Origin of the sequence: Aeromonas sp. ASNIH1, assembly GCF_002934285.1 — a bacterium.
In the GTDB taxonomy this organism is placed as follows: domain Bacteria; phylum Pseudomonadota; class Gammaproteobacteria; order Enterobacterales; family Aeromonadaceae; genus Aeromonas; species Aeromonas caviae.
This window is the reverse complement of sequence record NZ_CP026228.1, coordinates 2,959,718-2,973,486: the sequence shown is the minus strand read 5'-3', so window position 1 is coordinate 2,973,486 and position 13,769 is coordinate 2,959,718. Positions and strand designations below refer to the sequence as shown.

Genomic DNA, 13,769 nt, shown 5'->3' with positions numbered 1-13,769 from the left:
CCTGCCCGTTAAGGGCATCCCCCCGGCGCGGGTCAGACGCTGACGCGCAGGGGCTCAACGAAGCCGTTTACCCTGACCGTCCACCACCTGCTCGCCATCCTCCTTGGCAAACGCCCCTTGCTGCGGGTCAGGCAGGATATCGAGCACCACCTCCGACGGGCGGCACAGCCGGGTGCCGAGGGGGGTGACCACGATGGGCCGGTTGATGAGGATGGGGTGGGTCAGCATGGCGTCGATCAGTTCGTCATCGCTGAAGCGATCTTCTGCCAGCCCCAGTGCCTCGTAGGGGGGCACGTTCTTTCGCAGCAGATCGCGCACCGGCATGCCCATGGCGGCGATCAGGGCCACCAGCTCGTCGCGGGAGGGTGGTGTCTCCAGATAGTGAATGATGGTGGGCTCCACACCGCTGTTGCGAATCAGCGCGAGGGTGTTGCGGGAGGTGCCGCACTCTGGATTGTGATAGAGGGTGATTGCACTCATTTGCCTGTCTCTCATGACTCAAGTGAATAGAAATGGGTTAGTGGCCATCCGTTAGCGCCTTAGTCCCGCCTCGTACCAGGGTTTGCTGGCGTTGACCACGCGCACCACCAGCAGCATGACCGGCACCTCGATGAGCACCCCGACCACGGTGGCGAGCGCCGCGCCCGAATGAAAGCCGAACAGGCTGATGGCGGCGGCCACCGCCAGCTCGAAGAAGTTGGAGGCCCCGATCAGGGCGGAAGGGCAGGCCACCGAGTGCTTCTCCCCCACCTTGCGGTTGAGCCAGTAGGCGAGCCCGGAGTTGAACAGCACCTGGATCAGGATGGGCACCGCCAGGAGGGCGATGACCAGCGGCTGCTCGATGATGGCGTTGCCTTGGAAGGCGAACAGCAGCACCAGGGTGAGCAGCAGGGCCGCCACCGACCAGGGCTGGATGCGGGTCATGACGCCGTCAAAATGGGCCTGCCCCTTTCTCAGCAAGGCCTTGCGCAGCAGCTGGGCGAGGATGACGGGGATGACGATGTAGAGCACCACCGAGGTGAGCAGGGTATCCCAGGGCACGACTATGCTGGAGACCCCGAGCAGCAGCGCCACCAGCGGAGCAAAAGCAAACACCATGATGAGGTCGTTCACCGCCACCTGCGACAGGGTGAAGTAGGGATCGCCGTTGGTGAGGCGACTCCAGACAAACACCATGGCGGTGCAGGGGGCCGCTGCCAGCAGGATGAGGCCCGCCACGTAGCTGTCCAGCTGATCCGCCGGCAGCCAGTCGGCAAACAGCACGCGGATGAAGAGCCAGCCGAGGAAGGCCATGGAGAAGGGCTTGACCAGCCAGTTGATGAAGAGGGTGACCCCAATCCCCTTGAGGTGCCCCCTCACCTGATGCAGGGCGCCAAAATCTATCTTGAGCAGCATGGGGATGATCATCACCCAGATAAGCAGCCCCACCGGCAGGTTGACCCTGGCCACCTCCATGGCGCCGATGGCCTTGAAGAGACTCGGCAACCCCTGCCCCAGACCAATGCCCACCAGGATGCAGAGGGCGACCCAGGCGGTCAGATAACGTTCAAAAAAGCCGATGGCAGGGGCTGCCTTGGCCTCACAGCTTGCAGACATGATGACTCCCGGTGCGATCCACGCTCGCACCCCAGGTTGAATAGATGAATGACACGGCACATGGGCATCGACAGCCCTGGCCCGTTACGACTCGCCGCAGCAGGGCGACGGCCCCTCGGCGCGGGAAGCGCTGCCGGGCCCGGCGGGCAGCAGGCCGCACGCCTCGGGATGACCGGCGCAGCACTCCTCGGTGAGGTAGGCGATCACCCCCAGCATCAGGGGGATGTTGGCGCGATAGCGCAGAAAGCGCCCCTCCTGCTCCACCGACAGCAACCCGGCGTTGAGCATCCCCTTGAGGTGAAACGAGAGGGTATTGGGGGCGATGTCGAGCTCGCCAGCCAGCTCCCCCGCGACCCGCCCCTCCAGCCCGGCCTTGACCAGCAGCCGCCACACCTCGAGCCGGATGCCGGAAGCCAGCGATTCAAAGACCTTGGTGGCCATCTCTTTGTTCATGGGTCTCCCCCCTTGGATGCTTCATTTCAACTATACAAGAATTATTGAAATGATCAAAGTGTCACCACCGAGCCGACATCGCGACGGGACGTGCCGCCAGAGGCGCCGCCCCGGCCATATCGTGCCCGCCAGCGGCCTCATGCCAGTCATACGGCTAATATCTGGCCTCTCTTTATAAGGCACTCTTATGACCGTACCCTGGACAATCCTCCCGTTGGCCGCCCCGCCCACCGCGGCGCCCTGCCCCGCCGCAAAGCCGCAAAGCCGCAAAGCCGCAATGCAGCAGAACAACCCCGGCGCCGGATGCACCAAAAGGCGATGAAACGAGAAATGGCCCCAGGCCCCGCCATCAGATGACGGGGCCTGGGGAATCCGGGAGAAGCCGGGGAGGAGAGAGGGGGGCGCAATCAGGTGATCACGGGATCCCGATATTGCCGATGGATGGCACAAAACGCCTCCCGGCTTTGCAGCGCCGCCGCGACGCAGACAGGGTCGAACTGGCTGCCGGCATGGGTCTTGAGGTATTCAAAAGCCGTTTCGAGGGGCCAGGCCTGCTTGTAGGGGCGCTCGCTGGTGAGGGCGTCAAACACATCCGCCACCGCGACGATGCGGGCTTCCAGGGGGATCGCCTCCCCCGCCAGTCCTTCCGGGTAGCCCTGACCGTCGAAACGCTCGTGGTGGTAGGCGATGATGTTCTTCAGCATGTCGGTGTGATGGATGCCGTCCAGGCCGAACTCGCGGATCATCAGGGCGATCATCTCCCGCCCCTTGAAGGGGTGGGTCTTCATCACCCCGTACTCCTCGGCCGTGAGCTTGCCCGGCTTGAGCAGGATGGCGTCGGGCACCGCAATCTTGCCGATATCGTGCAGCTCGGAGAAGAGGTGAATGAACTCCACCTCCTCGTCACTCAAGGGGTAATGGGCCGCCACCTCCCGGGCGATGAGCCGCGAATAGGCCGACATGCGGTGCAGGTGATTGGCGGTCTCCTCGTCCCGGTAGCGGCTGAACTCCCGCACCGTGGTCAGGGCCCCGTTCAGGGTCTGGATGGAGAAGAACTCCACCGCGATGATGGCCGCCAGGATCTGGTCATAGGCCGCCAGCTCACCGCAAATGGCGCCATCGAAGTAACCGGGCTCTTTGGCATCGCAAAACAGAAAGCCGAACAAGCGACTGTTGAGCAGCAGCGGCTCGGTATAGCTCGACGCGTAACCGGCCGCCAGCACTTTGCGGCTGTGCTCGGAGGGGGAGCCCAGCAGGGAATCCAGGGTATCGAGCACCCTGGGCTGCTGGTGCTCGGCCAGGTAGCGCAGGGAAGGCACCTCGCTCAGCCTGACCTCGTACTGCAACAGCGGCGAGCCCCCGTCCGTGCTGTGGGCAAAGGTCTTGAGCTGGTCCGTCTGCGGGTCGTAGATGGCGATCGCCACCCGGCTCAACTTGTCAAACCGCTGCCTGAGGGTGGCGTGCACGTTCTGCACTTTCTCACCAAATGAACTCTCCATCCCGCACATCCTTCTGATAGGCCTGTTGGGAGTATAGTGACACCCGTTTTGCCCCTCCTGCCAAATGGTGACGGCGCACAGGGATCGTGATCCCGCCCGCACCGGCGACGGCCCCCTCCCTGCCCGTGGTCATGTCACGCCCGCCCCACCCCGCGTCCCCGGACAAAGAGATTGTTCGCTTCCGACGTGTCGGCTGTATAGTTTTTGGTTAGCCATTCCGGTAAAATCCGCGCCCTTGAAGAAGAGCCACCTAAGAGTGATTGAGCGATGTCCAACACAAAACAGGCCCCCAAAGTAGGATTCGTCTCCTTGGGTTGACCCAAAGCAACAAGACCAATCCATGGCTAATACTGTCAGTAAGGCTTGTGCTGGCGGGCTCCCATCACTGTACCGGTGCCGGAGTTGCAAGCTGTAGTACTGACATGTTGCTCAACACAGGATCATATATCCCGTTACCTAGGAGGTGTTCGTCCGTTCAACCATCAGGATACGCCCGAACTCGCTCAGGCTGTGCTCGACCTCCTCAGCCGCATCGAGCATGGGATCCTGACTGAACGCCTAGGCTAGGATGTTATGTTGGGTTTACCGATATTAAAGAGGTGCTTAATGACGTCCGTCTCTATGGAGACTCATAAGGCGATAAAAATGCTAATTGGCGCCGGTTATAATCCAAAGAAGCTGAGGCTACGTTGGCATTACTTTACGAGGATGAGCGACAAATAAGTCCACCAATACAGCAAACCGCGAGAAAGACCCGAATGCCCTCCATCATGTCAGAGACTTGTTCACTTTCTTAGCTCCTGAGGTATCGGCCATTGCTGCTTAAAATCCATAAATTCGGCAACAAACGAAACCATAATGCTCTTAACAAATTCATCATATACGGATTGATTGATAGTGACATGTACGAATGACTCCACTCTCAAAGAATCTCCTACTGCGGCTAGGAAATCCGCATCTTGAAAGGTTAGTGTCACTGTGCCACTTTTTTGATTCTGGCTCAGAACGATCTGCTGATTGGACATTTTCCACCTCGAAATGATGCTTATATGCAGTGTCATTATATGCGTGTACTCACAGCCGTGTACAGCACGCCGTATAACGTAGACCATAGATCCTCTAGTGAGGAGATAAAATGGATTCTGACGAGTTTGAGCTGGCGATGCTCGCAACTGCATTCGGTAAAAATGTACGAGAGCTGCGGTCTGCACGAGGTATGCAACAGGAAAAACTAGCACTAATTGCTGGTATAGACCGTGGTCATATGGGAAAAATCGAACGTGGGGAAACTAGGGTAACCCTGGAAAAAGTTTATCAGATCGCCAAGGCCCTAGGGGTCTCGCCTGCATCATTGCTGCCATAACCATAGCTGTTGCTCTAACCAAATGGCCTGCCAATAAACTCGAACATGCCAAACACCTAACCTTATAACTGCATACAAACCACCCAAGTCTGGTCTGGTCTGGTCTGGTCTGGTCTGGTCTGGTCTGGTCTGGTCTGGTCTGGTCTGGTCTGGTCTGGTCTGGTCTGGTCTGGTCTGGTCTGGTCTGGTCTGGTACAGTTTCAGCCAGTGCCAGGCGAAACCACATTCGTTGTCATCAGAAGCATCGTCCAGACGGCCAACTAGAAACCGGCAGGTTTCTCAATCCCCTCATTGTTGACCACAACAAAACCATTGAAAACAATAACCCTGAGCTTGGGGGCATTCTGAAAATATCGATGATACTGAGGTTGGTGTACTCAGACTCGACTGCACAGGCATTACACAGCGTATCGAGCGCTGAAATTAATTTAGCTCGACCGGTATGAATCGCTACACCGCATCGTACAGCATCATCCAATCTGCCATCTCAAGCCCTATCCATATCACCAAAAAATGTATTCTGGCTCATAGTTAGCCAGTTCTGAGTGTGCAGCCAAGCTGGGCTGGCTAACATTTCGTTTTAATCATATACACAACCCCGTAGCTCTCATTTCTACTCTGCCACCAGTACAGCGACGAATAACTATGGGGAACGATCCTACCGGCTGAAATAGATAGGACTGCAACGCAGAGCGAAACGGCGTTGGAGCACTCTTGCATCCTAGGTCACATATTTTCATGTCAGATACAATCATAGGTAGAGACATTGTGCAGTCATCTTCGTTTTACCATTTACAACGCGGGCAGACAGCCCACTTTTTGCTTGATATAAAGAGGGTTCGAGCAAGCAGGTATTGTGATTCTCTATAATCCAAGAGATTTTGTTGTAAAAATAGAAAGCAACATGCAAATCAACAACTTATAATCATATGATTTGTTGACATTTGTTTATCTAACCATATGTTTTTATTATTCTTTTACTTTTACAACAAAATGTCCTTCCAACTACATCTCCCACACCATAATTACAACAATTTATGGAAGGACCACTTCTGTTTTTCCAATTTAAAAATCAATAAAACTCACTAAACATCTGATTTTAAATAGTTATTTATAATTGTTGTAAATCACGCAAATTAATGTGTAATGCTGATTGTAACCTAATCAATCTTTGCAGTATTGCCAATTTTTAAAATCATGAACCCCCTCATAGAAACTCGCTCCAAAAGAAAAAAGGCATTGATATATAAGTATTTTTAAATAAGTCAAACGCCGATTTATGATGATTTTCGTTTTGGTGTGGCCATTGTGATTTCCAGCACTATAATGAACAAAAAGGCTGATTGTTGTATTTTTATGGAGTGGCAATTATGAGTATTAGGCATTTGAGAGAACGGATCATTCAGGGCATCGAGAGTAGCGACAGGACTGAAAGCTCGCGTTATAGACACCATCAGACAGCACTCAACATGTTACTGAAAACATCAATTGTGCTGTCCGAGGATGAGCTGGAACAGGCACTGTCAGAAAATCTCAGTGAAACAATAGAAAAGCTAAGAATGACACTGGAACGTCAGGGGGTAATCCCCCCGAAAAACTGAGGTGCTCATAAGTAGAATTTTCTCGTATCTTGAACGCAGGAGGTTCTACATGAAAACATCACGCTTTAGCGATGCACAGATCATCGCCATCCTCAAGCAGGCCGAGTCTGGTTCACCCGTCCCTGAGCTCTGCCGTGAGCATGGCATCAGCTCCGCCACCTTCTACAAGTGGCGCTCCAAATTCGGTGGCATGGATGCCTCTCTCATGGCGCGCCTCAAAGAGCTGGAAGAGGAAAATCGTCGCCTTAAGAAGATGTATGCCGAGGAGCGCCTAAAGGCTGAGATCATCTCCGAGGCGATGGCAAAAAAGTGGTGACGCCATCTGCCCGCAGGGAGATGGCGACCAAGGCTGTGGCTCATTACGCCATTTCTATCCGTCTGGCTTGCCAGGTGTTCAAGGTGAGCGAGGGTTGCTACCGTTATCAGCCCGTGCTGGCTGATGAAAACCAGGAGATTGCCGACTGGCTACTGCGCCTCACCGCCAACCAGCGCAACTGGGGTTTCGGACTGTGCTTCCTGTACCTGCGTAACGTCAAAGGCTTTGGCTGGAACCACAAGCGGGTCTACCGGATCTATCGGGCGCTAGAGCTCAATCTGCGGATAAAACCCAAGAAGCGGCTAGTACGCGCCAAGCCGGAGCCGTTGGCAGTCCCTGACCAACCGAATCACTGTTGGTCGATGGACTTTATGCATGACCAGCTCAGCGATGGTCGTTCGGTGCGGTTGTTTAATGTGATCGATGACTTCAATCGCGAAGCACTGTGCATCGAGGTGGATTTTTCCTTGCCTGCCTCGCGAGTCAAACGGGTGCTGGAGCAGGTCATCGAGTGGCGGGGCAAACCAGCCGCAATCCGCTGTGATAATGGTCCGGAATACATCAGCGAAGAGCTCAAGCAATGGGCGCAGCAGAAGAGGATTGCGCTGAGGTATATCCAGCCAGGCAACCCGCAGCAGAATGCCTACATAGAGCGATTTAACCGCACTGTGCGTTACGACTGGTTGGGCCATTACCTGTTTGAGTCACTGAATGAGTTACAGGAATTTGCCACGAACTGGCTGTGGGTTTATAACCATGAGCGGCCCAATATGGCGCTGGGCGGCTACACGCCGAAACAGCGCTTGGCACAGGCCGCATGACCTCTACTTTTGAGTGCTCCAAAAAATGGGGGGATTACCAGGGCAAGAGTGACACGCGAAGCCCACTGACACGAGTGCGTCGGTTGGCAGAGTTCTACGCTGAGATAAACAACATAGATTTCAGTCGAATGACTTTTTGTGAGGCTCTGGCAGCAGCAGTACAGAGGAAATATGGTGAGCGTCTCTGGCTCGATGAGGTCACCCCTAAGACGCAGAATTATATTAAAAAAAATTTCGTTACATACAGAGAAGTAGCACGTGAAATTATCAACGCATCATTATCTAACTGCCCAGAGGCCTGGCCGATTCTGAAAAGTAGCCCACAAGCAATTGGCAGCGCGACAAAAGTTTTGCGCGATTATATGATGGGTACATCACACCCTGCCGAGCGAGTGCCTGATGTTCGCATTAATTTCATTGAAAGATTTTTGAGTTTGCCCAAAAACTTACTGCTAGATAAGATTCATAGGAAAGTTGATCATCAACGCAGAGGGAAAACCTCGTCAGATCTTGATCGGTCCGCTATCAATCGCAGCACATTCATTAGCTCATCGCTGAACCCAAATCTACAGAAGGTTTATGATGAGTATTGTGAATATAAAATAAACAAAAAACAACCAGATATAATAAATGTTTCTGACGAACTTAGGTCAGATCGACGCTATGAGTTGCGAGCAAGAGTCAATGAAAAAAGCAGAAGAAACAATGAATGGACAATCAACGCGAAGGGCGAATGCGGCTCTGCTATCGCATTTAAAAGTCAGCTACTGTCATTTCAACATTTTTGTCATACTGAATTAGCTATTGATTACATGTCTGTTAGCAGTTATCACTTGACAATACCTGAGATTATGCAGGCTATGGCTGAATATTCGGAAGGATTGCAAACGGGTACAAGCCAATTCTCTAGAATGCTAAATTTTGTAAAACGAGGGTCGGAGTCGAAGGGCTACCTAAGGTTTTGTGCCGATCGTGGTAGCAGAACAATCGAGGAGTTTTTTAAAGACCTAGATTTTATTATCGAGGAATATCCTAATTGGTTTAAGATGGCAGAGAAAGGCATCAACAGTCGCGGCCAAGCGGGCAAGAAAGGGAAACTGAACATTCAATTCTTACTCAACATACCTGCGTCAGATCGCCGAAATGCGGTTTATAGGGCCAGCCAGTGGTTATTCGATAAAGCAAAAGTATACAAGACCAATGCTGAGCAAAAAAATTTACTTTCGAATAACACAGACGATAAAAAACTAGAGCTGGCGCATAGAAAAAGTGCAGCATCTCAGATTGGCCGTGCGTTGCAGTATTTTAGAGCAGGACTGATACAAACAATCAGTTTTTATCAATCTCCACGCAGCGCAAACTGGACTGAATTGAAATTTTACCCTAATGCGACATCACAGAACAAAAACTATGCAAGTATAACATATCATCGTCAGCGTAACCGATTCCAACTATATATCCCATGTTTTGGTACATCGATGGTTAGTGACGATAACACAAAGTACAGATATCTTAAAAACGCAAATGCAAAAAATAGCGTGGATGTTGATGTTGAGTTACCAGAACAGCTTACCCCGCTGATCAAAGAGTATTTGAACATAAGGCGCAGCTATATTGAGTTTGATCTCATGACCTTTGCGGGCGTTCAGTCAATTGACGATATTGATATCTTTTTCCCTTGGCGTAGCATTCGACAAAGCCAAGTAAACAACGAGGAAAACCTTAAAATAAGAAGTAAATATATAGAAGTATCATCAAAACTGTCAGATAATTTCAAATCACTGACATATCAGGCCTATCTGATGACGATGCCTCATGATAAACAACATGGTATCAACATTCATGCGTTAAATAACTGATCCCAATAGTGCTACACCTTCGCTGTGCCATAGCCATTCCCCGGGAAAGGAGACACGGTATCCATGAAGTGTTTCACTCGGGCCAGCAGGTTTGCCATCCCTCTGCATTGATGATTGCGCGTGATGGTTTCATGTAACTTGTGCCATAGCCGTTCTATGTGATTAACCCAAGGGCTGTAAACTGGCTGGAACACCAGGCAGAACTTGGGATTCTTCTTCAACCATCGCTCGGTCTGTTTGCTTTTGTGAATGATGTAGTTATCGAGGATCAACGTGATGGTTTTGGCTCGTCGGTAGTGGTGGCGCAGCTTTTCCAGCATGGCAATAAACAGCGATGAGTTTTTCTTGATCCCGCTGACGTAAAGTACCCTTCCGTTGCCTGCGTGGAGAACGCCTGCCAGATAATGCTTGGCATTCTGCCCCGGTGTGACAACCCGCTTTTGCTGCGCTCTGAACATCCAGTCGGCTCCTAATTTGGGATTGAGGTCTATATCGACTTCATCCTCATAAAACACCGGATTATCGGCATCACAGCGGGCCAGCGCGGCGTCGATATTCGCCATTTTTTCCTGATAGGCTGGGTCTTTTATCCGCAAGGTCGGCACGGGCCTGCGCCAGACAATGCCCATACGAGGTAACCATCGGCGGAGCGTGGAGGCTGCCACATTGAGCCCTGTTAACCGATTGATTTTTATAGCCAATAGTTCAGTACACCAACGGCTGCGCTGATAACCAAAATCTTGCGGAGAAAACTGCATGAGCAGCACCAGTAGGGTGACAATCTTGGCGATAGGTAAGACTGGGGCACGGCCAGCCGGTAAGGCTTCTAGCGCATCTATGCCTTCATCTCGATACCACCGAAGCCAACGACCGATGGTCGAGCGCGCAGCGCCGGTAAGGTGATGAACATCGGTGATCGTGCGTCCTTCATGTAACAGCAAGATGGCCATCAAGCGACGAGCATGTCCTTTATCACGGGTGGCATGGATGATTTTGTGAATGCGGCGCCGTTGTGGTCGTGGCAGAGGTGGTAGGATAGGCATCAACTCAGTCCTTTGGGTGTGGCTTGTTTTGTTTAGCGACTAATCAGATCGCACAAACTGGACTGAGTTCCCTTCCTCCGGTGATCTACTATTCGGAACAGCTATTTAAGACACCTTGTTGCAGAAACGCATCTCGAGGAACATCCTGGTGATTTTATTGGTGCAGCAGCGAAGCTCAATGATGACGTGGAGCAAATAATTAAGACCTACGGTGATAAGGATAGAGCTAAAGCGATGCGCAGAGTATCTGACAATGAAACGCTGGACTTCTCATTTACGTTATAATAAGCAGTAGAGAATATTTATACAGTTCTAGTTATCACCTGACACCGACCTAAAATCGGTGTCTTGTTTACGCTACTTTCGTGCGCCCTTCCTTTGGTATCAATATCAGAGCCTTCCACCGTACTGCATCCATCCCCCCTCCCTGATTACCAGCCCGCTCCTACGCACCCTCTAAAGCTCAATGAGCTCACCTGGGGAGTGGTCATACATCTAAATCCAATTGGAACTTGACGAAGTTCAAAACAATCAAATGTAAGTGTATGATTTTTCATGAAAGTGTTGTAACTACTGATGTAGTTAAAGCATCCAATTTAACTGAATAAACTGATGTGATTTTATACATAGATCCATTTGTGGGTAGGATAGAGATGGCAAGAATCCTGATGACTCGCGCCCTTGACGACAACGGCCATATAGTTGATGTCAAAGAGGTTGTGAGTGGAAAAGCATGCAATTGCACATGCATCGGTTGCCAGGGGGCTGTCTGGGCAATGAAAGGGCAAGTTAAAGCCCATTATTTCTCTCATGAGCCTAATTCAGTCGAACAGAATGCCTGTACCTGGAAGCCGGAAACGGAAATACATATCCTAGCTAAAGAGGTTTTAGCAACGGATAGGCTGTTGTTACTGCCTATTGGAACTATAAATCCAATACATCAAAATATATCCTTTGATGAGATGGTATGTGAGGTTTATGAGGGCAGAGTTATACCTGATGTTATTGGGTTTATCGAGGGAGAGAAGGTTCTCATCGAAGTTGCAGTTACGCACTTTTGTGATCGAGGAAAAATTAAAGAATTAAAAAGGGTGAATGCAACCTGCGTTGAGCTTGACCTTAGTGGATTTCGTGTGAAAGGAGAGATAATCTCAAAAGAAGAGATTAGAGATTATCTTAAAAAGTGCCCTAAAAAATGGGTGTCTGTAGCTCCTGTTGGCAACTTCTCCGAAATGATTTACTCCCATAATAGACAACAATTATTATCTTTACAGCATCAGTATTCATCTTTGAGTTCAAAGCATGATGCAGAGGTTAAGAGGCTTAATGCAGAATACAACGCGATAAAAAATACGAGTCAATCTGAGCTAAGTGATAAATAGCTGTTCCGAATAGTAGATCACCGGAGGAAGGGAACTCAGTCCAGTTTGTGCGATCTGATTAGTCGCTAAACAAAACAAGCCACACCCAAAGGACTGAGTTGATGCCTATCCTACCACCTCTGCCACGACCACAACGGCGCCGCATTCACAAAATCATCCATGCCACCCGTGATAAAGGACATGCTCGTCGCTTGATGGCCATCTTGCTGTTACATGAAGGACGCACGATCACCGATGTTCATCACCTTACCGGCGCTGCGCGCTCGACCATCGGTCGTTGGCTTCGGTGGTATCGAGATGAAGGCATAGATGCGCTAGAAGCCTTACCGGCTGGCCGTGCCCCAGTCTTACCTATCGCCAAGATTGTCACCCTACTGGTGCTGCTCATGCAGTTTTCTCCGCAAGATTTTGGTTATCAGCGCAGCCGTTGGTGTACTGAACTATTGGCTATAAAAATCAATCGGTTAACAGGGCTCAATGTGGCAGCCTCCACGCTCCGCCGATGGTTACCTCGTATGGGCATTGTCTGGCGCAGGCCCGTGCCGACCTTGCGGATAAAAGACCCAGCCTATCAGGAAAAAATGGCGAATATCGACGCCGCGCTGGCCCGCTGTGATGCCGATAATCCGGTGTTTTATGAGGATGAAGTCGATATAGACCTCAATCCCAAATTAGGAGCCGACTGGATGTTCAGAGCGCAGCAAAAGCGGGTTGTCACACCGGGGCAGAATGCCAAGCATTATCTGGCAGGCGTTCTCCACGCAGGCAACGGAAGGGTACTTTACGTCAGCGGGATCAAGAAAAACTCATCGCTGTTTATTGCCATGCTGGAAAAGCTGCGCCACCACTACCGACGAGCCAAAACCATCACGTTGATCCTCGATAACTACATCATTCACAAAAGCAAACAGACCGAGCGATGGTTGAAGAAGAATCCCAAGTTCTGCCTGGTGTTCCAGCCAGTTTACAGCCCTTGGGTTAATCACATAGAACGGCTATGGCACAAGTTACATGAAACCATCACGCGCAATCATCAATGCAGAGGGATGGCAAACCTGCTGGCCCGAGTGAAACACTTCATGGATACCGTGTCTCCTTTCCCGGGGAATGGCTATGGCACAGCGAAGGTGTAGCACTATTGGGATCAGTTATTTATGCAGCGAGTAATTCAACAATCTCGGCATGCAGAAGGCAAGGCTAACGCAATTTTAAAAAGATGGGAGAGAGTATTAAATGAAAAAGAGTCGTCCATTTTAGAGGCACAGGAAAAGATAATCCTATTGGAAGACCAATACAGAAGCTTCGAAATAGAATTGAAAGACCGCCTCTATCATATACAAGATGAAATTACTCAAAAGCAAGACCTACTAAGCGACCTTCTCAATTTAGATGAACTTAAGGCAGAGTTTTATTCACAGGTTGATGATGTAAATATAACCATTAAAGCCAAAGAGGCTCAGCTTGATGCTAATGAAGTCGAAATACGCAGGCGTTCAGCTTCCTTAGATTTAATACAGAAAAATTTAAATGATAGCCTCATCTCACTACAAGCACGAGAAGATGCCTTAACAGAAAAATCCAAAGACTTGGCAAACATCGTGGATATTAAATCAAGAGAGCTGGCTAAAGTAATGTTTGAGCAGTTGCTAAAAGAAAAGTCAAATGAGATTAAAACACTGGAAGAAAAAGAAAGGAAAGCAAGAAAAGATATTGATGATTTAAGAAGAAAATATAGTTCATTTATCAAAATTCCATGATTTTCATATACAGGTCGTGCAGACATGGTTCTCACCTGAAAACCGCATTCTATTCAACGACAGACTGATAGCACCTGAC

12 protein-coding genes are annotated in these 13,769 nt (G+C 50.5%); 6 read left to right on the top strand and 6 right to left on the bottom strand.

All coding sequences use genetic code 11. The annotated features are described in order from the left end of the window. Positions 1-54: 54 nt before the first annotated feature. The 5 genes from arsC to C2U37_RS14540 all read right to left on the bottom strand — a co-directional run bounded on the left by arsC (position 55) and on the right by C2U37_RS14540 (position 4,573). Complete coding sequence (gene arsC, locus C2U37_RS14560; protein ID WP_102948474.1) at positions 55-480, bottom strand: glutaredoxin-dependent arsenate reductase; 426 nt, start codon at positions 478-480, stop codon at positions 55-57. Between the two features lie 51 nt (positions 481-531). Continuing rightward, positions 532-1,596: an ACR3 family arsenite efflux transporter gene (gene arsB / locus C2U37_RS14555; RefSeq protein ID WP_010673911.1), complete on the bottom strand. Its 1,065-nt coding sequence runs from the start codon at positions 1,594-1,596 to the stop codon at positions 532-534. Between the two features lie 84 nt (positions 1,597-1,680). Beyond that, positions 1,681-2,049: an ArsR/SmtB family transcription factor gene (locus tag C2U37_RS14550; protein WP_104452529.1), complete on the bottom strand. Its 369-nt coding sequence runs from the start codon at positions 2,047-2,049 to the stop codon at positions 1,681-1,683. 407 nt (positions 2,050-2,456) lie between these two features. Further along, positions 2,457-3,548: an HD domain-containing phosphohydrolase gene (locus tag C2U37_RS14545; protein ID WP_104452528.1), complete on the bottom strand. Its 1,092-nt coding sequence runs from the start codon at positions 3,546-3,548 to the stop codon at positions 2,457-2,459. A 785-nt stretch (positions 3,549-4,333) separates the two neighbouring features. After that, entirely contained in the window at positions 4,334-4,573 is a 240-nt protein-coding gene (locus C2U37_RS14540) for a hypothetical protein (protein WP_042024897.1), read from the bottom strand. A 110-nt stretch (positions 4,574-4,683) separates the two neighbouring features. Between C2U37_RS14540 and C2U37_RS14535 the strand changes: the two genes are divergently transcribed. The 3 genes from C2U37_RS14535 (at position 4,684) to C2U37_RS24650 (ending at position 9,508) form a co-directional block, all read left to right on the top strand. Then, positions 4,684-4,911, top strand: a complete 228-nt coding sequence (locus C2U37_RS14535; protein WP_080768707.1) for a helix-turn-helix domain-containing protein — start codon at positions 4,684-4,686, stop codon at positions 4,909-4,911. Positions 4,912-6,561: 1,650 nt separating this feature from the next. Further along, positions 6,562-7,649 (top strand): IS3-like element ISAs22 family transposase gene (locus C2U37_RS14520; protein WP_088821966.1). Its coding sequence is split into 2 segments (ribosomal slippage): positions 6,562-6,814 and positions 6,814-7,649, totalling 1,089 coding nucleotides; the frame shifts between segments, so codons are not numbered across the junction. A gap of 83 nt (positions 7,650-7,732) precedes the next feature. Continuing rightward, entirely contained in the window at positions 7,733-9,508 is a 1,776-nt protein-coding gene (locus C2U37_RS24650; protein WP_158656255.1) for a hypothetical protein, read from the top strand. 11 nt (positions 9,509-9,519) lie between these two features. Here C2U37_RS24650 and C2U37_RS14510 read toward each other — a convergent pair whose 3' ends face one another. Beyond that, positions 9,520-10,551: an IS630-like element ISAhy2 family transposase gene (locus tag C2U37_RS14510; protein WP_001809438.1), complete on the bottom strand. Its 1,032-nt coding sequence runs from the start codon at positions 10,549-10,551 to the stop codon at positions 9,520-9,522. A gap of 653 nt (positions 10,552-11,204) precedes the next feature. Between C2U37_RS14510 and C2U37_RS24645 the strand changes: the two genes are divergently transcribed. The 3 genes from C2U37_RS24645 (at position 11,205) to C2U37_RS14500 (ending at position 13,690) form a co-directional block, all read left to right on the top strand. Continuing rightward, positions 11,205-11,933: a hypothetical protein gene (locus tag C2U37_RS24645; RefSeq protein ID WP_158656254.1), complete on the top strand. Its 729-nt coding sequence runs from the start codon at positions 11,205-11,207 to the stop codon at positions 11,931-11,933. Between the two features lie 101 nt (positions 11,934-12,034). Then, positions 12,035-13,066, top strand: a complete 1,032-nt coding sequence (locus C2U37_RS14505; protein WP_001809438.1) for an IS630-like element ISAhy2 family transposase — start codon at positions 12,035-12,037, stop codon at positions 13,064-13,066. Between the two features lie 21 nt (positions 13,067-13,087). Next, the gene (locus C2U37_RS14500; RefSeq protein WP_104452524.1) at positions 13,088-13,690 is read left to right on the top strand and encodes a hypothetical protein; all 603 of its coding nucleotides are present in this window, start codon (positions 13,088-13,090) and stop codon (positions 13,688-13,690) included. Positions 13,691-13,769: the final 79 nt, after the last annotated feature.

Excerpts from the sequence above, each read along its gene's own strand:
- arsC (WP_102948474.1), bottom strand. The coding sequence starts at position 480 with ATGAGTGCAATCACCCTCTATCACAATCCAGAGTGCGGCACCTCCCGC.
- arsB (WP_010673911.1), bottom strand. The coding sequence starts at position 1,596 with ATGTCTGCAAGCTGTGAGGCCAAGGCAGCCCCTGCCATCGGCTTTTTT.
- C2U37_RS14550 (WP_104452529.1), bottom strand. The coding sequence starts at position 2,049 with ATGAACAAAGAGATGGCCACCAAGGTCTTTGAATCGCTGGCTTCCGGC.
- C2U37_RS14545 (WP_104452528.1), bottom strand. The coding sequence starts at position 3,548 with ATGGAGAGTTCATTTGGTGAGAAAGTGCAGAACGTGCACGCCACCCTC.
- C2U37_RS14540 (WP_042024897.1), bottom strand. The coding sequence starts at position 4,573 with ATGTCCAATCAGCAGATCGTTCTGAGCCAGAATCAAAAAAGTGGCACA.
- C2U37_RS14535 (WP_080768707.1), top strand. The coding sequence starts at position 4,684 with ATGGATTCTGACGAGTTTGAGCTGGCGATGCTCGCAACTGCATTCGGT.
- C2U37_RS14510 (WP_001809438.1), bottom strand. The coding sequence starts at position 10,551 with ATGCCTATCCTACCACCTCTGCCACGACCACAACGGCGCCGCATTCAC.
- C2U37_RS24645 (WP_158656254.1), top strand. The coding sequence starts at position 11,205 with ATGGCAAGAATCCTGATGACTCGCGCCCTTGACGACAACGGCCATATA.
- C2U37_RS14505 (WP_001809438.1), top strand. The coding sequence starts at position 12,035 with ATGCCTATCCTACCACCTCTGCCACGACCACAACGGCGCCGCATTCAC.
- C2U37_RS14500 (WP_104452524.1), top strand. The coding sequence starts at position 13,088 with ATGCAGCGAGTAATTCAACAATCTCGGCATGCAGAAGGCAAGGCTAAC.